Below are 21,029 nucleotides of genomic sequence, written 5' to 3'. Positions count from 1 at the left end.
AAATCTATGCAGGGTTAACGCAATGTGCGCTTCCCTTTAATCGCTTTCAGATACTCGGGCGATAAAGTTGAGTCTGTACGCTAATCCAGATTAGGAGAGTGATGGGTTTTGAAAAAGTGGAAAAAGGTAACCGCCTCATTGATGCTGAGCATCGTAACATTGGGAAGTGGAATGACATTTCTGGGAGCACCCCAGGCTTCAGCTGCTGCCAATGCCGTTCCTGCTTATGAAGTGAAGTTTCTGGCCAAGCCGGAGCTTGTATTGAATACAGATGGGACTCCACGCAGTGAAGTGATTCAGACACTCGGCCTGAGTTCCACGCCAAGAAACATTAACGTAGAGTACTTCGATACCAATGCGCTCGGATTGGATCAACAAGGATGGAACGTTCGTTTTCGCAAAAAGGATGACAAGAATAACTACGAATTGACTTATAAAAAACGTTACCCTGTGATCAATGGCGACATCAATGCAGCACTGACTCTGGCTAATCAAGAGGGTTTTGATAAATCAGATGATAATTACGAGGCTGAGATTGATTGGGGATATGGCAAACAAACCTTAAGCTTCTCCAACACCAAAAAAGTCGATACCAAAGCGACAGGTGTTCAACTTCCTTCGCAGCAAGAAGCCTTGAACATGTTACTGGACAAGCTTCCAGGCAAATTGAAAAGCTGGACTTCCTCCAACTGGGGTAAACAGCAGCTTACACAATCCCGTGCATATGGTCCAATCACATTCCAACGTTATGAAGGTACATGGAATGGTCAAGAGCTTACACTCGAAGTATGGCCGATTCGTGACGCAGCAGGTACAGGTATTGAGAATATCGTAGAGGTTTCGTTCAAAACTGATGATGCTGTAGCCGTATCCGGACTGCGTACCCAACTGCTGCAATTGCTGGAGAACAACAACTGGCTGATTCCGGCTGATGGCTTGAAAACACAAACCATTCTGCAAAGATATTAATCGCTAGCTCTTGGCTAAAAAAACAAGCTCCTCTTCCTGCGTACATCGTAGGAGAGGAGCTTGTTTTTGCGTAGTGAATTAAATGATCTGTTATTTAAGTAATTCTACGATTAACATCAGTTGAGATTTTACTGGTTATTCGCTCAACGGTTTGGATCAAGGTAAATATGTATTGGCTATTTTCCAACTCGGTAACCTGTTTCAATTCAATTTATAGTGGAGGGTTACGTGGTTCAATGATCAGAATTTCTACAGTCTTATAAATCCATCACTTGAGTTTTGCGTGAATAGCTGACCCTCGATTTCCCATAGAAATGCTTTAGCGTGCGCAGGCTTCATAAATCTTAATACTATCGGACGTACCCTACCATTCATCTCGTAGTGTATTACGAGATAATTTCTCGAATTTGAGCTGCCTGTTCTTTTTGGATATCCTGCACTCCCGATTTTTCTTAATGAGAGTTCAAACGTTTGCTGACCACTTTGAATATATAAGTTCCCATTACCTATCAGCACATCCACCCGCCTGCCTTCCGCAACTTGTGGAAGCCCTGACTGATGAATCCCTACTGCATGTAACCTTGATCCGAACTGCTGTTTTAGTTTATTGGATCGACTCGTCGTTCGAATACCAAATATCGAAACTAAGATAATAAAACCAAGTATAAACCACATTCTATATACCCCCCTCGCTTTCTCTTCTGTATATCATTTCATATTATCATATGGACTTCTTATTTGAATGACAATATGCGATAATTGATAATTATTCTCAAATACATCCTATGTAATGTTACTATTGTAAGTTAAGGAGGGATTCTGGTGACTTTGCAAGTCTTTCCACTGATATCTAACGGTGACCATACCCGTGACCTATATGCAAGATTCAAAACATCCGAAGTTCTCAATCAAGCGTCTTTTCTTCCCCCATTCGTATTAACGGACTCACATCTTCTGCTCATCTGTACTGGCGGTGAAGCCGATATTCGTATTGGGCACAGGCTGAATCATGCCACACTCGGCAAAATGTATCTGATCCTGCCAGGAACAGCGATAGAATATACAACGGATGAAGTTCATCCTTTACAGGGACTCGCGATATATTTTGATCTGTTAAAGCCCATTTCAGATATGAACAAAACCACTTCTGGATCTACTGTAATGGAGGTATACCAAATAGGGTTACTTCGTTCGGCTTATGCCGATGAGTTACCGCACGAACTTTTTCAGGAATGTACCAGAATTGCCTCACAGCTCCATGAATGCATCTCTGTACCTCAAGAAAATCGTCCATTTCGTATTCAGACTTTGATGCATGAATTGTTGACCCATGTGTATGCTCCTCCCAAAGAGAGTGCAATAGGAGATTCCGAACACACCTCTGCTTTGGATCAAACGCTTGAACTTATTGAGCTTGGATATGCTGAGCATCTTTCTCGGGAAGTTCTTGCCGGAGTGGCAGGTATGAGTGTATGGCACTATTCGAGGGTATTCAAAAACCGGACTGGCATCAGTCCCATGGAATATGTGAATAGTATCCGCATGGATAGGGCCAAAGAGATGCTGCTCGTTCCCGGCCAGACTATCAAACATATCGCCTCACAGGTTGGTTATCAGGACGAGTTTTACTTTAGTCGCAAATTCAAAAAATATGTTGGCGTGTCTCCATCCACCTATCAACGGCAGAAACGCAGTAAAATCGCTGCCCTTTCCTTTGGAACCACCGGCCATCTGCTGGCATTACAGATCATACCCCATGCGGCATTAATCGATAACCGACGGGATCAACACAGGAATCTTTTTTTCTCCAATATCCCTTATCATCTGGGACGTAGCAAACGAATGAATCCTCGTATCTGGCAAACCAACGTTGAGTTGTTGATGCAAGCGAGCCCGGACCTCATACTCTGTAATGAGTACGAAGCCCATACGTTAAAAAGAACGCTGCAGCGAATTGCTCCTACCATCGTTATCCCATGGAAAGGATTGAGCTGGCGGGAACACTTCGTACAAGTTGCCTCCATTGTGGGACAGCAACAAGAAGCTCAGCTATGGTTGGAACAGTATGATGACAAAGTAGCCCATGCCAAAGAGCAGCTTAGTCATCTTATAGGTAAGGATACGGTCTCCATCATTCATATCATGATGGGCCACCTGTTAATCTACGGGCGACGCAATGGGGGCGCTGTTCTATATAACGACCTGGGGGGGTCCCCTTCACACGATCTGCTTCCAGGGCAAGTCTATCGTGCACTGGATGAACAGGAGTTGCCTCAAATGGTTGGAGATCGCATGTTACTGATTGTGGACCCGGACTCAGAATCCCAGCAACGCTGGCATAAACTACAACAGACTCAGCTATGGCAAGATTTGATGCCCGTGAAAAACCAGTATGTATATCTGCTAGATGAAATGCCGTGGTTGGATTATTCGCCGTATGCCCACGATCAGATCATCGATGAAACAATCAAACTTTTTGGTGGAACTCAGCACATTAATCCATGACCGGATAGCACAGAAGGCTATGTCTCCCCCAACATGAGACCGCTACAATATAAAGTGTACTGAGAATCAATATCAATAGAAACACAGGGGGATTTATGATGTACAAACAGCATTATGTCAAAATAACGGGGATCCTGTTCATACTCGCCATGTTACTTGTTGCGTGTGGACAGACACCTGCAAGCACTTCGAAGCAATCTGCGGATGGCGTGAAATCAGCTGCGGGGACAGATGGAGGCTCATCCACTGAATCAGCTACTAAGACTGTGAAGAGCGCCAATGGCAGCAAAGAAATCCCGGCACACCCTGAACGGATTGTGTCCATTAATATGGAGGATATTCTCCTCTCCTTGGAGGTACCACTGGTACTTGCAACACCTATTGGCCGGCAAGATTACCTGAACGAGCAACTTGAAGCCCAAGGCGTGGCTATCGAACCCATCAATGAAAGTGTCAATTTTGAAGCTGTAGTCAGCGCCAATCCGGACCTCATTATTGCCAATGCCAGTTTGGATGCCAAAATTCTCGAACAACTCGAGAAGATCGCGCCAACGATCACTTATGATCGCCGTAATTGGCAGGAATCTATCGTGCAGGTAGCTACTGCACTGGATATTGAAGAGCGGGCTGAACAGCTTTTACAAAAAAATAAAGATCAGGTAACTGAAGCCCAGAAGCTCGCAGCGAATATCACCAAGACCCAACCTACAGCTGCATTCCTGCGCCTGGAAGAGAATGATATGCGTTTGTTCTTCTCGTCCATTCCATCCACGCCATTCCCAGCTTCCAGTTATGTAGGAGCGGGTTATGAAATTGGATTCACTCCCGACGCTCTCGTTACCAAACTTGAGGCCGAGAATCCGGATCGGATGAATGCCAGTATCTCGGTTGAGCTTTTGCCTGAAATCAAAGCAGACTATCTGTTTATCGTGTCCATTAGCTCAGATGGGTCAGCTGAAGCGTTGCAAAAAACAAAAGATGAACTCAACGAAATCCAGCAACTCCAAGTATGGAAAAGCCTACCCGCTGTCCAAAATGGTCATGTCTATGTCCTCAATGCTAAGAAATGGCTTATTGACGGCCCCATTGCCGAATCGCTCAAACGTAATGAAATGCTCGAAGTTCTTGGACTACCTGCTCCATAATAGTAAACGTACCGTCTGTTTCATCCACAACAAACAAAAGGAGATCCACCGAATTTTCGGTGAATCTCCTTTATATTTAATATTCCAAATGGTCTCATTCAGCAATTCTTCATTCCAGTAATTCTTTAATTCTTCATTCACATCAGGCTTTTAATATATTTTAAAGTTTTGGGCTGTTTCGATCCCAAGTGCACTCTGGATAAACGTATTAGCCACTTTCTCTACAGGTACAGGATTAAATCCAATAAAGAAATCCTTATATTTTTCCGCTTCATCCTTAATCAAATGACAATTGGCCCTATTTTAAATAGATCACACTTGATTCTTTTTAACGCAAAAAAAGCCCTTGCTATAAGCAAAGGCTCTTCTATATGTTACTAGGAAGCGGGTGATGGGAATCGAACCCACGCTATTAGCTTGGAAGGCTAAAGTTCTACCATTGAACTACACCCGCAAATAAAAAAAATCGGGATGACACGATTTGAACATGCGACCCCCTGGTCCCAAACCAGGTGCTCTACCAAGCTGAGCTACATCCCGATACTTATGAGAAAATGGCGCGCCCTGAGAGATTCGAACTCCCGGCCTTTTGATTCGTAGTCAAACGCTCTATCCAGCTGAGCTAAGGGCGCAAATATTGGAGCGGAAGACGGGAATCGAACCCGCGACCCTCGCCTTGGCAAGGCGATGCTCTACCGCTGAGCCACTTCCGCAAAACATATGGTGCGGTCGAGAGGACTCGAACCTCCACGGGGGTTAGCCCACACGGACCTGAACCGTGCGCGTCTGCCAATTCCGCCACGACCGCAAAATATAATGGTGAGTCATGAAGGGCTCGAACCTTCGACACCCTGATTAAAAGTCAGGTGCTCTACCAACTGAGCTAATGACTCGTAATGAAATGGCTGGGGATATAGGATTTGAACCTATGCATGACGGAGTCAAAGTCCGTTGCCTTACCGCTTGGCTAATCCCCAATAAAAAATCATGGGGCGATCGAGGGGAATTGAACCCCCGAATGCCGGATCCACAAACCGGTGCGTTAACCACTTCGCCACGACCGCCATAGAGTAAGCCATTCATCCACTAAGAGTATCTTAGTATTAACAACTGCATCTATAATATACATTCTATCACAAATTCAGATGTAAATACTAAAAATGGTGCCGGCGAGAGGACTTGAACCCCCAACCTACTGATTACAAGTCAGTTGCTCTACCAGTTGAGCTACACCGGCACGGTGTATATTTAATTAAAAATGGCGGAACCGACGGGATTCGAACCCGCGATCTCCTGCGTGACAGGCAGGCATGTTAGGCCAACTACACCACGGTTCCAGATCACTTTCTCAAGGAAAGTATAATTGCGGGGGCAGGATTTGAACCTGCGGCCTTCGGGTTATGAGCCCGACGAGCTACCGGGCTGCTCCACCCCGCGTCGTTATAAAGTTTATATGGTGGAGGCTGAGGGGATCGAACCCCCGACCCTCTGCTTGTAAGGCAGATGCTCTCCCAGCTGAGCTAAGCCTCCATAATATGACCCGTAGGGGATTCGAACCCCTGTTACCTCCGTGAAAGGGAGGTGTCTTAACCCCTTGACCAACGGGCCGTGCTAAAAAAATTATCTGGCGGAGAGAGAGGGATTCGAACCCTCGAGACGCTTGTGACGCCTACACGATTTCCAATCGTGCTCCTTCGGCCAGCTCGGACACCTCTCCATATGGCTCCCCGAACAGGGCTCGAACCTGTGACAACTCGATTAACAGTCGAGTGCTCTACCAACTGAGCTATCAGGGAATGGTGGAGCCAAGCGGGATCGAACCGCTGACCTCCTGCTTGCAAGGCAGGCGCTCTCCCAGCTGAGCTATGGCCCCATACTCTGTGTATTTCTTGTTGTGGTCTTGCTATGGGCCCTGGTGGACTCGAACCACCGGCCTCACCCTTATCAGAGGTGCGCTCTAACCAACTGAGCTAAGGGCCCTAATATATATCCCTTATTCCTTTGCAAGGGGGGCAAAAAAAATACCCCAAAGGGAAATCGCTTGGCGGCGTCCTACTCTCCCAGGACCCTGCGGTCCAAGTACCATCGGCGCTAGAGGGCTTAACGGTCGTGTTCGGGATGGGTACGTGTGGAACCCCTCCGCCATCGCCACCAAACGCGTAGCTTACATTTCAGAGTGTTGTTCTCTGAAAACTAGATTCGAAACGAAACATGCGAATTATCACTTGCTATTGGATAAGCCCTCGACCGATTAGTACTGGTCAGCTCCATGCATTGCTGCACTTCCACCCCCAGCCTATCTACCTCGTCGTCTTCAAGGGGTCTTACATACTGGGAAATCTCATCTTGAGGGGGGCTTCACGCTTAGATGCTTTCAGCGTTTATCCCGTCCGTACATAGCTACCCAGCGGTGCTCCTGGCGGAACAACTGGTACACCAGCGGTACGTCCATCCCGGTCCTCTCGTACTAAGGACAGCTCCTCTCAAATTTCCTACGCCCACGACAGATAGGGACCGAACTGTCTCACGACGTTCTGAACCCAGCTCGCGTACCGCTTTAATGGGCGAACAGCCCAACCCTTGGGACCTACTTCAGCCCCAGGATGCGATGAGCCGACATCGAGGTGCCAAACCTCCCCGTCGATGTGGACTCTTGGGGGAGATAAGCCTGTTATCCCCAGGGTAGCTTTTATCCGTTGAGCGATGGCCCTTCCATGCGGTACCACCGGATCACTAAGCCCGACTTTCGTCCCTGCTCGACTTGTAGGTCTCGCAGTCAAGCTCCCTTATGCCTTTGCACTCTTCGAATGATTTCCAACCATTCTGAGGGAACCTTTGGGCGCCTCCGTTACTCTTTAGGAGGCGACCGCCCCAGTCAAACTGCCCACCTGACACTGTCCCCGCACCGGATTACGGTACCAGGTTAGAACCTAGATACGATCAGGGTGGTATCCCAACGTTGCCTCCATGCAAGCTGGCGCTCACACTTCAAAGGCTCCCACCTATCCTGTACAGATCGTACCCAAATTCAATATCAAGCTGCAGTAAAGCTCCATGGGGTCTTTCCGTCTTGTCGCGGGTAACCTGCATCTTCACAGGTATTAAAATTTCACCGGATCTCTCGTTGAGACAGCGCCCAAGTCGTTACGCCATTCGTGCGGGTCAGAATTTACCTGACAAGGAATTTCGCTACCTTAGGACCGTTATAGTTACGGCCGCCGTTTACTGGGGCTTCGGTTCACAGCTTCGGGATTACTCCCTAACCACTCCCCTTAACCTTCCAGCACCGGGCAGGCGTCAGCCCGTATACTTCGCCTTACGGCTTCGCACAGACCTGTGTTTTTGCTAAACAGTCGCTTGGGCCTTTTCACTGCGGCCCCCTCGTGCTATTCACACTACCGGGGCACCCCTTCTCCCGAAGTTACGGGGTCATTTTGCCGAGTTCCTTAACGAGAGTTCTTCCGCGCGCCTTAGAATACTCTTCTCGCCTACCTGTGTCGGTTTGCGGTACGGGCACCATCACCTGGCTAGAGGCTTTTCTTGGCAGTGTGAGATCATGACCTTCGCTACTGTAATTTTCGCTCCCCATCACAGCTCAGCCTTACAATGTGCGGATTTGCCTACACATCAGCCTCACTGCTTAGACGGACATCCATCAGTCCGCGTCACTACCCTACTGCGTCCCCCCATTGCTCATAACGGCTTACGGTGGTACAGGAATTTCGACCTGTTGTCCTTCGACTACGCCTTTCGGCCTCGCCTTAGGTCCCGACTTACCCTGAGCGGACGAGCCTTCCTCAGGAACCCTTAGGCTTTCGGCGGATCAGATTCTCACTGATCTTTTCGTTACTCATACCGGCATTCTCACTTGTATAATGTCCAGCGCTCCTTACGGTACACCTTCAACCCTTATACAACGCTCCCCTACCCCTGATGCAAAGCATCAAGCCATAGCTTCGGTGGTGTGTTTAGCCCCGTTACATTTTCGGCGCAGAGTCACTCGACCAGTGAGCTATTACGCACTCTTTCAATGGTGGCTGCTTCTAAGCCAACATCCTGGTTGTCTGTGCAACTCCACATCCTTTCCCACTTAACACACACTTGGGGACCTTAGCTGATGGTCTGGGCTGTTTCCCTTTTGACAATGGATCTTAGCACTCACTGTCTGACTCCCGGAAGTAAGTCTATGGCATTCGGAGTTTGACTGAGCTTGGTAACCCTTGCGGGCCCCGCACCCAATCAGTGCTCTACCTCCACGACTCTGTTTTCCGAGGCTAGCCCTAAAGCTATTTCGGGGAGAACCAGCTATCTCCGAGTTCGATTGGAATTTCTCCGCTACCCCCACCTCATCCCCGCATTTTTCAACATGCGTGGGTTCGGGCCTCCAGTGCGTGTTACCGCACCTTCACCCTGGACAGGGGTAGATCACCCGGTTTCGGGTCTACGTCCACGTACTACATCGCCCTATTCAGACTCGCTTTCGCTGCGGCTCCGGCTCTTCACCTTAACCTTGCACGGGAACGTAACTCGCCGGTTCATTCTACAAAAGGCACGCCATCACCCCTAAAACGGGCTCTGACTTTTTGTAAGCACACGGTTTCAGGTTCTATTTCACTCCCCTTCCGGGGTGCTTTTCACCTTTCCCTCACGGTACTGCTTCACTATCGGTCGCTAGGAAGTATTTAGCCTTGGCAGATGGTCCTGCCGGATTCATACGGGGTTTCACGTGCCCCGCACTACTCGGGATCCGTCTCGGAGGGAACAGACTTTCAATTACAGGGCTTTTACCTTCTTTGGCGGGCCTTTCCAGACCTCTTCGCTTAACCGGTTCCTTTGTAACTCCATGTGAGACGTCCCACAACCCCAAAGAGCAAGCTCTCTGGTTTGGGCTTCTCCGCGTTCGCTCGCCGCTACTGACGGAATCACTATTGTTTTCTCTTCCTCAGGGTACTTAGATGTTTCAGTTCCCCTGGTATGCCTCTACATAACCTATGTATTCAGTTATGAGTAACTGGAAATTACCCCAGCTGGGTTTCCCCATTCGGACACCCCCGGATCAAAGCTTGCTTACAGCTCCCCGAGGCAGTTTCGTTGTTCGCCACGTCCTTCATCGGCTCCTAGCGCCTAGGCATCCTCCGTGTGCTCTTAGTAGCTTAACCTCGTGCTCCGGTTTCGACTGCTCGCTTCCCTTGTTTTGCTTGCGCAAAGCCAAAAGTCGCTCTCACCCGATACCATCGTACGTGCAATCTACCGTTTTTATTTAAACTTGTTTAACACAAGTTCAGCTAAAAAGGAATGTTCTAATTCGCGTTTGTTTCGTTTCGATATCTAGTTTTCAAAGAACAAGCTCCATGCAAAAGCAAGCTGTTTGAGAGTTTGAGCTCTCAAAACTGAGCAACGAGTGAGTGTTTTGCAGCTAAGCTGCGTATTTGAATGTTTCCACTCGGGAAACGATTCTCCATAGAAAGGAGGTGATCCAGCCGCACCTTCCGATACGGCTACCTTGTTACGACTTCACCCCAATCATCTATCCCACCTTCGGCGGCTGGCTCCTTGCGGTTACCCCACCGACTTCGGGTGTTATAAACTCTCGTGGTGTGACGGGCGGTGTGTACAAGACCCGGGAACGTATTCACCGCGGCATGCTGATCCGCGATTACTAGCAATTCCGACTTCATGCAGGCGAGTTGCAGCCTGCAATCCGAACTGAGACCGGCTTTGTTGGGATTGGCTCCATCTCGCGATTTCGCAGCCCGTTGTACCGGCCATTGTAGTACGTGTGTAGCCCAGGTCATAAGGGGCATGATGATTTGACGTCATCCCCACCTTCCTCCGGTTTGTCACCGGCAGTCTATCTAGAGTGCCCACCCGAAGTGCTGGCAACTAAATATAAGGGTTGCGCTCGTTGCGGGACTTAACCCAACATCTCACGACACGAGCTGACGACAACCATGCACCACCTGTCTTGAATGTTCCGAAGAAAAGGTACATCTCTGCACCGGTCATTCAGATGTCAAGACCTGGTAAGGTTCTTCGCGTTGCTTCGAATTAAACCACATACTCCACTGCTTGTGCGGGTCCCCGTCAATTCCTTTGAGTTTCAGTCTTGCGACCGTACTCCCCAGGCGGAGTGCTTAATGTGTTAACTTCGGCACCAAGGGTATCGAAACCCCTAACACCTAGCACTCATCGTTTACGGCGTGGACTACCAGGGTATCTAATCCTGTTTGCTCCCCACGCTTTCGCGCCTCAGCGTCAGTTACAGCCCAGAGAGTCGCCTTCGCCACTGGTGTTCCTCCACATATCTACGCATTTCACCGCTACACGTGGAATTCCACTCTCCTCTTCTGCACTCAAGTCACCCAGTTTCCAGTGCGATCCGGGGTTGAGCCCCGGGATTAAACACCAGACTTAAATGACCGCCTGCGCGCGCTTTACGCCCAATAATTCCGGACAACGCTTGCCCCCTACGTATTACCGCGGCTGCTGGCACGTAGTTAGCCGGGGCTTTCTTCTCAGGTACCGTCACCTTGAGAGCAGTTACTCTCCCAAGCGTTCTTCCCTGGCAACAGAGCTTTACGATCCGAAAACCTTCATCACTCACGCGGCATTGCTCCGTCAGGCTTTCGCCCATTGCGGAAGATTCCCTACTGCTGCCTCCCGTAGGAGTCTGGGCCGTGTCTCAGTCCCAGTGTGGCCGATCACCCTCTCAGGTCGGCTACGCATCGTCGCCTTGGTGAGCCGTTACCCCACCAACTAGCTAATGCGCCGCAGGCCCATCCCCAAGTGACAGATTGCTCCGTCTTTCCAGTTTCCTTCAGGCGAAGAAAACAATTATTCGGTATTAGCTACCGTTTCCGGTAGTTGTCCCAAACTTGAGGGCAGGTTGCCTACGTGTTACTCACCCGTCCGCCGCTAACTATCAGAGAAGCAAGCTTCTCTTCAAGTCCGCTCGACTTGCATGTATTAGGCATGCCGCCAGCGTTCGTCCTGAGCCAGGATCAAACTCTCCAATAAAGTATTGAAAAGAGCGATAAGCTCATTTTGAATCTGACGAGATTAAAAATCTCATTTGTGCTCCAGTCGATCCAAGCCAACGCTTGTCTCCAACTTTCGCTTTCATTCTGCAAGCAGAATGTTTACTCACTCGTTGTTCAGTTTTCAAAGATCAAACTTATTTCGTTACCGAATGCCGTTCTCTTCAGCAACTCTTATATAATATCATGTCCGAACCAACTTTGCAAGCTTTTTTTAAGTTTCTTTCGAAGCTTATTTCATTCGCTTGCCGCACCGTGTATCTCGTGTTTTCTTGGCCGGAATTAGAATATACCATGTACAGATTTACATTGCAAGTCTTTTTTGATTATTAATAATCGCCTACAACATCGGTACCATATGCAATTTGACGCTCCTGTACGATAGAAATAACTCTCAGCACCCTCATTACGGCGCTTCTAATATACTTATCCATTAAATATAACCAGGGAAGCCACTTCCACTGCGATTGCAGTGAACAATTGATTGTGACTAGCCCGGTTTTCAGAGATCATATTTTTCTTTCCTTCTATAATAAATAAAGTACACTCCTCAGGCACAGCTTACACACTCCGCTTCACTTCTCAGTGCTTACAATATACGCTTACCAAGTAACGAAGCAATCAGTTCCACACCAAGTCGTGCCGTGTGTCTATTGTGATCCAACAACGGATTCACCTCAACCAGTTCCATGGACGTAACTTGATTCGTGGAAGCAAGTAGTTCTAATGCGTAATGTGCCTCCCGGTAATTCAGACCACCCGGTACAGGTGTGCCCACCCCCGGAGCCTCACGCGGATCCAGACAGTCCATGTCAAAGCTAACGTGGATACCATCCGTTCCTTCTCCAGCTATAGCTATCGCTTGCTCAATAATTTGCTGTATACCCATCCTGTCAATATCATGCATCGTAAATGCTTGGATGCCCAGTCCCTTAATCTGCTCCTTCTCATACTCATCCAGATCACGCAGACCAATATAGACCAAGTTGGATGGATCTATAAATGCGCCTGCTCCAGCAATGTGAGACAGATTATATGCAGTATGACCCAAAGAAGCAGCCACACTCATCCCATGCATGTTGCCGGACAAGCTTCGTTCTTCCGTATTCAAGTCTGCGTGCGCATCAAACCAGATCACCCCCAAATTAGAATAATGCGCAGTTAATCCGGCGAAAGTACCTATCGCTACACTATGATCTCCTCCAAGGACAAGCGGAAAGGCCCCCTCCTCTACCGCAACAGATACTTCATTAAACACATTCTCGCTGACCTGCCGTACTTCGTTTAAATATTTCACCCGATTCCGCTCAGTAGGGGCTGCAGGTTCCGAAGGACAATCTACCCGCACTTCTTTGGAGAGCACTAGCCCAAGACTCGCAATCTCCCGCTTCAGTCCAGCTGTAATCAATTCATCGGGCCCCAACTCAGCTCCACCTCTCGCTCCACCGAGTCCAAAAGGAACCTTAATGATAGCAATATTACGCCGTACAGATGTTTGACTTGTATCAATAGAAGTATCTTTTATTCCACCATGGACATCATCGTCATTTTTCATGTAGGGTCAGCTCCCTCATTGTTAATCAAAACCTGCTCAATTCTCTCCATTGCCCAGTCAATCTCGGACTCTTTAATCGTCAGTGGTGGAGCAAATCGAATGGTTGTCTCATGGGTTTCTTTACACAGCAGTCCAGTAGACATCAAACGCTCACAATAAGGGCGGGCCGGTTCATGCAGTTCAACACCAATAAATAAGCCTTTCCCCCGAATATCCCGTATGGCTGAACTGCGAATATCTCGAAGTCTTTTCATAAAATAGTTCCCCAGACGTTCCGATCGCTCGGCAAGCTTCTCATCCTCAAGAACTTCCAGAGCTGCTATAGCCACGGCGCATGCGAGTGGGTTACCCCCAAACGTAGAACCATGAGATCCCGGCTCAAACAAATCAAGTATCTCCGCATCAGCAGCGATAGCTGAGATTGGCATGACTCCTCCCCCCAGCGCTTTGCCCATAATCCAGATGTCTGGTTCAACACCCTCCCAGTCGGAGGCAAAGCGGCGACCGGTTCTTCCAAATCCGGTCTGGATCTCATCAGATACAGTCAACACCTTCTGGCTCTTACACAGAGCAAAAGCTTCAGCCAAATATCCAGCAGGCGGGATAACGATTCCAGCTTCGCCCTGTATAGGCTCTACAAGAAAAGCAGCCGTATTTGGCGTAATGGCCTTTTTCAGCGCTTCAATATCTCCATAGGGAATAATCCTGAATCCAGGTGTGAACGGTCCAAAATCTTTTTTATACTCCGCCGAAGAAGAAAAGGACGTAACCGTCAGAGTTCTTCCATGAAAGTTACCAGAGCATACGATAATTTCGGCTTGATTCTCAGGTACACCTTTGCAACGATAAGCCCATCTACGTACCGCCTTCACCGCAGTCTCCACCGCTTCCGCTCCTGTATTCATGGCGAGAATCTTCGATTTCCCCGTGAATTGTGAGAGTTTTTGATAAAAAAGAGAAGCTGAGCTGCTATGGAATGCCCGAGATGTCAGCGTCACTTGATCTGCCTGATCCTTGAGCGCCTGTATGATCACAGGATGTCTGTGACCATGATTCAATGCAGAGTATGCACTTAACATATCCATATAACGGCAGCCTTCAGGGTCTTCCACCCATACCCCTTCCGCCTGTTCAATAACAATAGGGAGTGGATGATAATTAGGTGCAGCATAACGCTCCGACCAATCAATTAACATTTTGGAATCTGACATACACACCCAACACCTTTCCAAAATATTGTATACAAAATACAATAACAATGTATGCGATGCCATCCCCATTTACGACTACATCTCTCTTTTTCCACTCCAGCCTACTCCAAGCCTTTCTCGGAACCAATCCTTTATCAATAGTTAGCGAGAAGTAGACAGTCTACGTTCCAACCAAGAGAGTAAATTAGCCAGTGTAAATGTGATGATAAAGTAGAGGCCGGCGGCAACAAGCAGCGGAGCAAGCGGCTGGAACGTAACACCTTGAATCGTTCTGGCCGTGTATATAATCTCGGCTATGCCGATCATGGAGACAAGTGAAGAATCTTTAATGATAATAATGAATTCATTGCCGATAGCTGGAAGCATGTTACGAAAAGCCTGCGGCAGTATAATATAGCGAAGTGTCATACCATGCGTCATACCAAGGGAGCGCGAAGCCTCGGTCTGTCCTTTATCAATCGCTTGAATCCCGGCCCTGAACACCTCCGCCATATAAGCCGAACTATTCATCGTCAGAGCCACCACCCCCGACATAAATGCCGGCAAGTTCACACCTACAACCGTCAGACCATAATGAATAATAAGAATCTGTACCAGCATCGGCGTTCCTCGAATGAGTTCAATATACGCCGATGCCACAAATTTAATTGGCCATATTCGGGATAATCGCATTAATGCCATGATCACACCAAGTAACGTACCAAACAATACACCGAAGAAGGAAAGTTCAAGCGTGACCCACGCACTTCGTGCATAATCCTGCCAATGTTCTAATAGAAAGGAAAAATCTAAATTCACGGCATGTCCCTCACTCGTCCGGTTTATTCGCCGAGCATCTCATTTGCTTCAACGACGAACCGTTCAATATCTCCGTTCGTTTTGAGCTTTTCCAATGTAGTGTTGATCTGATCCAGCAGCTTCTGATTGCCTTTCTTCACCGCGATGGCCGAACCACCCTCGTCTTCAGCCTGTTTAATCTCCACACCTGCAACAACAAGCCCCTCTTGGTTCTTCACATACTGTTCAGCCACCGGCCTCTCCAGGATGAGTGCGTCTACACGTCCTGTCTGCAACTCCAGAATCAGTTCAGGTATTTTGGCCAGAGAAGTGAGCTTTGCCCCCTCTATTTCCTGAGCAATCCCTTCCTGAATGGAACTTTTTTGTACACCAACCTGTTTGCCTGATAGATCATCCATGGACTTTAATGCCGTATCTTCCCCTTCTCTAACAAGTACAGCCTGCTCTGCATAATAGTAGATATCCGTAAAATCAACATTCTTCTTCCGTTCTTCGGTAGGGGTTAAGCCTGATATTACAAAATCAACCTTATCTGTACCGAGGGCCATAAGAAGGCCATCAAAGTCCATGTCCTCAATCTTCAGCTCGGCTCCCAGATCAGCCGCAATTGCTTTTGCAATCTCGATGTCAAAACCTACAATGGTATCTTTACCATCGATTTTCTTATGAAATTCATAGGGTGCATAGTCTGCACTGGTTCCAAGTACAATTACTTCCTTTTCTGCCGAGTTATTTCCCGAGGATGAATCTGGCTCCGATCCGGTTCCTGTCGTTTTTTCCTGCCCACATGCGGACATGATCACAACCACTAACAACAGCATCATTGGCAACAGCACTTTTTTCACACATCATACCCCTATTCTTTTTTTGAATGAGAAACATCATGATTTGTATACAATATACATAAGACAATATATGGACTTATATGTAAGTTATACTAACAAACAATCTGGTTTATCACAATGATTATTTAAACATTTATACGCTTTAATTCCATAAAATGTACTATATATGACACAGCATTTACATCGCCTGAAACATGAAGTTCGCTTGCCCAACTTCCCCCTCGGTGTTAAGATGATAAAAACTTGAAACTCCTGAACGGCGCGTACAGTACGGCCTCACACTCATCTATTTATTCACTATACATAGAAAGGAGGATTCGGTATGGAGGTACCCAAATACCGGTCCTTGAAAGATCACGTATACGATTACATTGCCCAGAAGATTCAGGACGGGACGTTACTTCCCAACCAGAAGATCAACGAGGCCGAAATATGCAAAAAGCTGGACATCAGTCGCACACCTACCCGGGAGGCGCTTTTTCAGCTGGCTTCAGACAATCTGCTGCAATACATCCCACGCAGGGGATTTATTGTCACTCCTTTTGATGCAGGCAAAAAACTGGAATTCTCCCAAGCGATCGGTGTGCTGGAGGCGCTTGCTGCCACACTTGCAGCAGACCATCTCAGACCATCTGAACTTATGGAGATGGAAACTCTGGTAGTCCGAATGGACGAAGATATCAGCCAACTTGATCTTGCTGCCTACAACAAGAACCAATATCAGTTCCATAATCTGTACATTCAGCGATGTGGTAATGCCACAGTCATTGAGATGTTAAACACATTGAAGAACAGTTTCATCCGGCAGTCGTATGTTAGTGATAATAAACCAAAGCTATCCGAGGTACTGCTCGAAGTTAATGAAGAGCACCGGCAAATTTTAAGTGCTTTTCGAGCCAAAGATAAGAACCAACTGGAAGCCCTGCTCAAACATCACTGGCGGATTATCGACAACGATATGCTGTAGTACGTACTGTCAGTACAAAACAAAGGCAACCCACACGATTAAACTGTACCCTATGTAAAGGACATTTCTAAAAAAAACTATATGGCTTCAAGAAGATGATCTCTGTATTGTACAGGGGTCATCCTTTTTAGGTTCCACTGGTATCTATAGTGATTATAGTAGGTCATATAGGCTTTAACTTCTCGTTTGACTTCGTCTAACGTGGCATAGCTCTTTAAGGAAGTTTCGTCCTTAAAATGACCAAAAAACGACTCTTGCGGTGCGTTATCCCAACAATTTCCTCGTCTGGACATGGATTGCCCAAGCCCCATCCGTTTCACTTTCTTCTGAAAATCCGGATGAGTGTAGTGCGTACCTTGATCGGAATGAATGAAAGCATCATGACTCTTCTTGAATTTGCGGTTTTTCTGTAAGTGGAGCAACGTGTTTGTCGCCAGATCCATCGTCATTCGCTCCGACACATGATAAGCCAAAATTTCATTGGTGGAACTATCCTTGATGGTGGACAGATAGGCGCGTTTCCCTTGGCCGTAACTTAAGTATGTAATATCTGTTAGAAGTACTTTGCCCGGGATGCCTTGTTTGAAGTTGCGTTGTAACAGGTTAGGCATGGTTCGATGCTCATGGGTTGCCTTCATCATTCGTTTGTAGGGATTAGCTCGTCGATGAGGGCATACAATATCGTATTTTTTCATGATTCTTCGGATGCGCTTGAGATTCCACATGATCTGAAATTGTCCTTGCAGCGTCATCTTAATGGAGCGAGCGCCCTTGTTACGTTTCTTAAATTGGAAGGCTCGACGGATGTACACACCTATTTCCTCATCAACCTGTTCCTTCTTCGTGCGTCTGTGAATGGCTGAAGTGCTCCAGTATCGGTAGTATCCGCTTTTGGAGACCTCGGCGGTCTCACACAGAACACTTACCATTCGCTGAAGATGGTATTTCTCAATCACGGTTCGGATTAACCTGTATCGAAGACTAGGCGTTAGTTTTACTCGTGGTTCCACCCCCGTTCGGCCAGGCGAATCTTTTTTAAGAGTTCATTCTCTGCTTGGAGCAGGTGAATCTGTGCTTCGAGTTTCGCGTTCTTTTCTGCCAAGGTTAACTCACGTTTTAGAGACTCTCCTGAATGTTTGCCTCGTGTATCTTGTAAGCCTAGAGCTCCTTGCTCGTTGTAACTGGCTCTCCATCGGTCAGCTGCGGCTTTGACCCGAGTCATCCCAATGATTTGAACGTCAAATCCACATGTCTCAAAGATCTCTCTAGGCATCCTTCCTTGCTGATTTAATGTAATAAAGAACTGTTTGAACTCGTCCGTATAAGTGATTCCCTTGGTCGAAACAGACTTCACATAGGGATTTGTAGCAAGTTGCACTACTTCGCCGGTTGTAAATGTTTTTTTACTCATTAATCGTTCTCCGTCCTTGTCTCATTCATGGTATACAACAAAAATACCCTATAGAGAGACTTTTTTAAAGTGTCTACTCTATAGGGTACAGTTTAATTGTGTGAGTTGCCTTTTTCCTATTTTTCCTTTTTGACCTCCAACGGTGCCCTAGCCGCAAAAACAGCATATCCCAACTTTTTGCCGTACTTCGCGAGCAAACGATCATTGGTTCGACTCATTCGCTGCATACGTTCATCCTCAAACCAATTCATATCGATCTCGCGATGTGGATCATGATCAACGCCCCATTTTCCCATGGATCGTGAATGTTCTTTGACCTCTACCTTGGTGAAACCACACTGCTTAAGGCGTTTTCTCCATGCTGTGGCCGTTACCAGGGTTCGTATACCGTAAAATTGCTTTAACCTGCGACACATCAATTCGGTCTTCTGGCCTGATAGAACCATCTCCCGATCCACCAAAAGTCCACCGGGCTTCAACACCCTTCTATACTCAGCAAGTGCACTCCGCCATGGGGTGAAGATCGTGACCGACTCCACGAATACCACATCTAATTGATTTTCCGGAAAAGGTAACGATGTTACATCAGCCTGAACAAATTGAACATCCACCCGTTCTCGTCTCGCTCGCCGAACTGCCTTATCCAGCATATTGCGATGAAGATCAATCGCCGTTACCCGATATCCACTTTTAGCCAGGTGACACGCAGTTCTCCCAGTGCCGCACCCTATCTCAAGAATATGACTACCCACAGGCAGTGCTAAGCTATCCAGCAATTTCAGCGTTGCCAAAAATCCTCCAGGATGGGCACTTCCCTCCCCTAACCGAGCCAGCATGTCATGATAATCCACGCGAAACCCCCTCCTCACTCCTCCCAGTGTATGGAGCAGATTCAAAAACGGCTCCTCCCCATTCGATTTTCCGGGTACTCGTCCATACCAATTGCTTTTGTTTTTACTATGATATACAAACCGTTGAATTCAAGCGGCAACCGCATCTAATGAGGAGGATTTGCATGTACAGAATTAATCCGGTATGTGAAGAAACGGTTTCTCCGCACGTTGGACGTTCCGTTTGTCTCGTTATGAACGACGGTAAGCATATGTATGGTACGCTTAGTCAATGTCGTGATGGCAAAGTTTATTTGAACGGATGTTTCGAGGGACCACGGCTGTGTTCAGTCAAATCCAAACAGCAACTGGTAAAAAGCAGCAAGAAAAACGCTGTTGCAAAAAAGAAAGTTAAATCTTCAGCCTACGGCCCATATGGTTACGGAGGATACGGCGGGGGCTACGGCTATGGAGCGGGAATCGATCTGGCTCTGGTAGCAACATTGTTTCTGCTGCCATTCCTGTTCATCTAAATTCCAATCTGATCATGGTAAAATTGTAGTCAGAACAAAGACCCTTTTTGCTTATAGCAAAAAGGGTCTTTATCTTTTTCATACGATTCACGTCAATTACACTATAGTTTCTGTTGAAAAATGATACAAAAAAGGCATTCGCCAAAACGAATGCCGGGAACTTCATATTTAATACCCTTACCTATGCACAGGGTGTCTATTTGATCTTAAAAAAAAACACCTCGTTAGAGGCGGGTAAGCTATGTTAAATCCGATTTCCTTTAGGCATCGTTTTCAGATTACTATTCGAATTCTCAAGCAATGGTAGCATCCTAGTCGTGCTGACCATCTCAGAAGCACATATCGGACAAGTAGGTACGTTATCAAACGCAAAATTGTCCCGCATCCATCCTTTGCACGTATCACTCGTACATTCCCAGATTGCCGCATCAGCTTGTGGAATCTCTTCCAACGGTTTTTTGCGATTATACATGACTTCTACCCCCTTTGTTATGGAAAAACATCTAACCGACGTTATTTCACAGAAGCCTACACTTAGCGGAAGTTTCACGTTCCACCGAACTCCTGCCTCGACAACTAATGGGCCGAATTTTATATAACTGATCAAAAAAAAGAAGCTGCCTTTACCATTATAACATGTTAAAGGCAGCTATGCTTTAATTACAGTTTTACAACTTCTTCTGCTTGAGGACCACGGTTTCCTTGTACAATTTTAAATTGCACGCGTTGACCTTCGTCCAGCGTTTTGAAGCCTTCGCCTGTAATAGCGCTGAAGTGTACGAATACATCTTCTCCGCCTTCAACTTCGATGAAACCGAAGCCTTTATCAGCGTTGAACCATTTTACTGTTCCGTTTTGCATGTGAATTACACCTCCAAATAAAGATTAACATGTTCCTTTGTTCTTTGCAGCAAGCAAATAAAAATTCACACATTGAAAAAGGTACCAGTCATAAACCTATAAGTGATCGCCCTTTACAATATATGAATTAGGTTTTCCACTCTCTACAACTTGTTTTTATTATAACTCCATTTCAGCCAAAAAGCAAATCTTTGTATTTTCTTTTCAAACAGCTTTGGAAATACATGTTATTAACACGCGTGGGGCCAGGGTTTATCACGCTTATGTGCCTGGTCGCTTGTGTACGGTCTTATGAAAGGATATGCAGATCTAATCCATCTTATACATTTTTTATATAATAATCTGACATGCATATCCAACAC

14 protein-coding genes, 17 tRNA genes and 3 rRNA genes are annotated in these 21,029 nt (G+C 46.9%); 5 read left to right on the top strand and 29 right to left on the bottom strand.

All coding sequences use genetic code 11. The annotated features are described in order from the left end of the window. Window positions 1-108: 108 nt before the first annotated feature. Window positions 109-969, top strand: a complete 861-nt coding sequence (locus tag NST33_RS01795; protein WP_339306518.1) for a hypothetical protein — start codon at window positions 109-111, stop codon at window positions 967-969. A gap of 249 nt (window positions 970-1,218) precedes the next feature. Here NST33_RS01795 and NST33_RS01790 read toward each other — a convergent pair whose 3' ends face one another. Then, window positions 1,219-1,644 carry a hypothetical protein gene (locus NST33_RS01790; protein WP_339306516.1) on the bottom strand — a complete coding sequence of 142 codons (426 nt, stop codon included), beginning with the start codon at window positions 1,642-1,644 and terminating at the stop codon, window positions 1,219-1,221. 147 nt (window positions 1,645-1,791) lie between these two features. On the opposite strand from NST33_RS01790, the gene NST33_RS01785 reads away from it, so the two are divergent. Both NST33_RS01785 and NST33_RS01780 read left to right on the top strand, forming a co-directional pair. Beyond that, entirely contained in the window at window positions 1,792-3,474 is a 1,683-nt protein-coding gene (locus tag NST33_RS01785; RefSeq protein ID WP_339306514.1) for a helix-turn-helix domain-containing protein, read from the top strand. Between the two features lie 95 nt (window positions 3,475-3,569). Continuing rightward, entirely contained in the window at window positions 3,570-4,619 is a 1,050-nt protein-coding gene (locus tag NST33_RS01780) for an ABC transporter substrate-binding protein (protein WP_339306512.1), read from the top strand. A 383-nt stretch (window positions 4,620-5,002) separates the two neighbouring features. Here the strand turns inward: NST33_RS01780 and NST33_RS01775 are convergent. The 24 genes from NST33_RS01775 to NST33_RS01660 form a co-directional block, all read right to left on the bottom strand. Further along, window positions 5,003-5,073: transfer RNA gene (locus NST33_RS01775), tRNA-Gly, on the bottom strand. 12 nt (window positions 5,074-5,085) lie between these two features. After that, window positions 5,086-5,159, bottom strand: a tRNA-Pro gene (locus tag NST33_RS01770). A gap of 15 nt (window positions 5,160-5,174) precedes the next feature. Further along, window positions 5,175-5,251 (bottom strand) — tRNA-Arg (locus NST33_RS01765). 6 nt (window positions 5,252-5,257) lie between these two features. Beyond that, a tRNA-Gly gene (locus NST33_RS01760) sits at window positions 5,258-5,332 on the bottom strand. A gap of 8 nt (window positions 5,333-5,340) precedes the next feature. Next, a tRNA-Leu gene (locus NST33_RS01755) sits at window positions 5,341-5,427 on the bottom strand. Window positions 5,428-5,436: 9 nt separating this feature from the next. After that, a tRNA-Lys gene (locus tag NST33_RS01750) sits at window positions 5,437-5,512 on the bottom strand. Window positions 5,513-5,521: 9 nt separating this feature from the next. Continuing rightward, window positions 5,522-5,596: transfer RNA gene (locus NST33_RS01745), tRNA-Gln, on the bottom strand. A gap of 11 nt (window positions 5,597-5,607) precedes the next feature. Beyond that, window positions 5,608-5,683, bottom strand: a tRNA-His gene (locus NST33_RS01740). Window positions 5,684-5,780: 97 nt separating this feature from the next. Continuing rightward, a tRNA-Thr gene (locus NST33_RS01735) sits at window positions 5,781-5,856 on the bottom strand. A gap of 22 nt (window positions 5,857-5,878) precedes the next feature. Further along, window positions 5,879-5,956: transfer RNA gene (locus NST33_RS01730), tRNA-Asp, on the bottom strand. A 26-nt stretch (window positions 5,957-5,982) separates the two neighbouring features. Continuing rightward, window positions 5,983-6,056: transfer RNA gene (locus NST33_RS01725), tRNA-Met, on the bottom strand. Window positions 6,057-6,073: 17 nt separating this feature from the next. Next, window positions 6,074-6,149, bottom strand: a tRNA-Val gene (locus NST33_RS01720). A gap of 6 nt (window positions 6,150-6,155) precedes the next feature. Further along, window positions 6,156-6,227 (bottom strand) — tRNA-Glu (locus NST33_RS01715). A 17-nt stretch (window positions 6,228-6,244) separates the two neighbouring features. After that, a tRNA-Ser gene (locus NST33_RS01710) sits at window positions 6,245-6,336 on the bottom strand. A 3-nt stretch (window positions 6,337-6,339) separates the two neighbouring features. After that, a tRNA-Asn gene (locus tag NST33_RS01705) sits at window positions 6,340-6,415 on the bottom strand. A 1-nt stretch (window position 6,416) separates the two neighbouring features. Next, window positions 6,417-6,492 (bottom strand) — tRNA-Ala (locus tag NST33_RS01700). A 33-nt stretch (window positions 6,493-6,525) separates the two neighbouring features. Further along, window positions 6,526-6,599, bottom strand: a tRNA-Ile gene (locus tag NST33_RS01695). Window positions 6,600-6,658: 59 nt separating this feature from the next. Then, window positions 6,659-6,775, bottom strand: a 5S ribosomal RNA gene (rrf, locus tag NST33_RS01690). Window positions 6,776-6,850: 75 nt separating this feature from the next. Beyond that, a 23S ribosomal RNA gene (locus tag NST33_RS01685) occupies window positions 6,851-9,778 on the bottom strand. 305 nt (window positions 9,779-10,083) lie between these two features. Then, a 16S ribosomal RNA gene (locus NST33_RS01680) occupies window positions 10,084-11,636 on the bottom strand. Together the 16S, 23S and 5S rRNA genes with 17 tRNA genes alongside form the textbook arrangement of a ribosomal RNA operon. A 609-nt stretch (window positions 11,637-12,245) precedes the next feature. After that, entirely contained in the window at window positions 12,246-13,211 is a 966-nt protein-coding gene (gene rocF, locus NST33_RS01675; protein ID WP_339306510.1) for an arginase, read from the bottom strand. Next, window positions 13,208-14,422, bottom strand: a complete 1,215-nt coding sequence (locus NST33_RS01670) for an ornithine--oxo-acid transaminase (protein ID WP_339306508.1) — start codon at window positions 14,420-14,422, stop codon at window positions 13,208-13,210. The genes rocF and NST33_RS01670 overlap by 4 nt, the downstream gene beginning before the upstream one ends. A gap of 141 nt (window positions 14,423-14,563) precedes the next feature. Next, window positions 14,564-15,220, bottom strand: coding sequence for an amino acid ABC transporter permease (locus NST33_RS01665; RefSeq protein ID WP_076217210.1), 657 nt, complete (start codon window positions 15,218-15,220; stop codon window positions 14,564-14,566). Window positions 15,221-15,243: 23 nt separating this feature from the next. Then, window positions 15,244-16,065 carry a transporter substrate-binding domain-containing protein gene (locus tag NST33_RS01660; protein ID WP_339306505.1) on the bottom strand — a complete coding sequence of 274 codons (822 nt, stop codon included), beginning with the start codon at window positions 16,063-16,065 and terminating at the stop codon, window positions 15,244-15,246. 322 nt (window positions 16,066-16,387) lie between these two features. Between NST33_RS01660 and NST33_RS01655 the strand changes: the two genes are divergently transcribed. After that, window positions 16,388-17,032, top strand: coding sequence for a GntR family transcriptional regulator (locus NST33_RS01655; protein WP_221825677.1), 645 nt, complete (start codon window positions 16,388-16,390; stop codon window positions 17,030-17,032). Window positions 17,033-17,109: 77 nt separating this feature from the next. Here NST33_RS01655 and NST33_RS01650 read toward each other — a convergent pair. Together NST33_RS01650 and NST33_RS01645 are read right to left on the bottom strand one after the other, a co-directional pair. Then, window positions 17,110-18,443 (bottom strand): IS3 family transposase gene (locus tag NST33_RS01650; protein ID WP_260633038.1). Its coding sequence is split into 2 segments (ribosomal slippage): window positions 17,110-18,041 and window positions 18,041-18,443, totalling 1,335 coding nucleotides; the frame shifts between segments, so codons are not numbered across the junction. A 116-nt stretch (window positions 18,444-18,559) separates the two neighbouring features. Continuing rightward, window positions 18,560-19,294 carry a class I SAM-dependent methyltransferase gene (locus tag NST33_RS01645; RefSeq protein WP_339306503.1) on the bottom strand — a complete coding sequence of 245 codons (735 nt, stop codon included), beginning with the start codon at window positions 19,292-19,294 and terminating at the stop codon, window positions 18,560-18,562. 164 nt (window positions 19,295-19,458) lie between these two features. Between NST33_RS01645 and NST33_RS01640 the strand changes: the two genes are divergently transcribed. Beyond that, window positions 19,459-19,806 (top strand): hypothetical protein, encoded by a 348-nt coding sequence (locus NST33_RS01640; protein WP_221824299.1) that lies wholly within the window; start codon window positions 19,459-19,461, stop codon window positions 19,804-19,806. Between the two features lie 244 nt (window positions 19,807-20,050). Here NST33_RS01640 and NST33_RS01635 read toward each other — a convergent pair whose 3' ends face one another. Together NST33_RS01635 and NST33_RS01630 are read right to left on the bottom strand one after the other, a co-directional pair. After that, on the bottom strand, window positions 20,051-20,278 hold the full coding sequence (locus NST33_RS01635; RefSeq protein WP_017691121.1) for a cold-shock protein: 228 nt from the start codon (window positions 20,276-20,278) through the stop codon (window positions 20,051-20,053). 188 nt (window positions 20,279-20,466) lie between these two features. Continuing rightward, complete coding sequence (locus tag NST33_RS01630; protein ID WP_024633772.1) at window positions 20,467-20,667, bottom strand: cold-shock protein; 201 nt, start codon at window positions 20,665-20,667, stop codon at window positions 20,467-20,469. Between the last annotated feature and the right edge of the window lie 362 nt (window positions 20,668-21,029).

Source organism: Paenibacillus sp. FSL L8-0435 (genome assembly GCF_037965655.1).
In the GTDB taxonomy this organism is placed as follows: domain Bacteria; phylum Bacillota; class Bacilli; order Paenibacillales; family Paenibacillaceae; genus Paenibacillus.
Note: the sequence above shows the minus strand (reverse complement) of the source record. Positions and strands in the feature narration are given on the sequence as shown.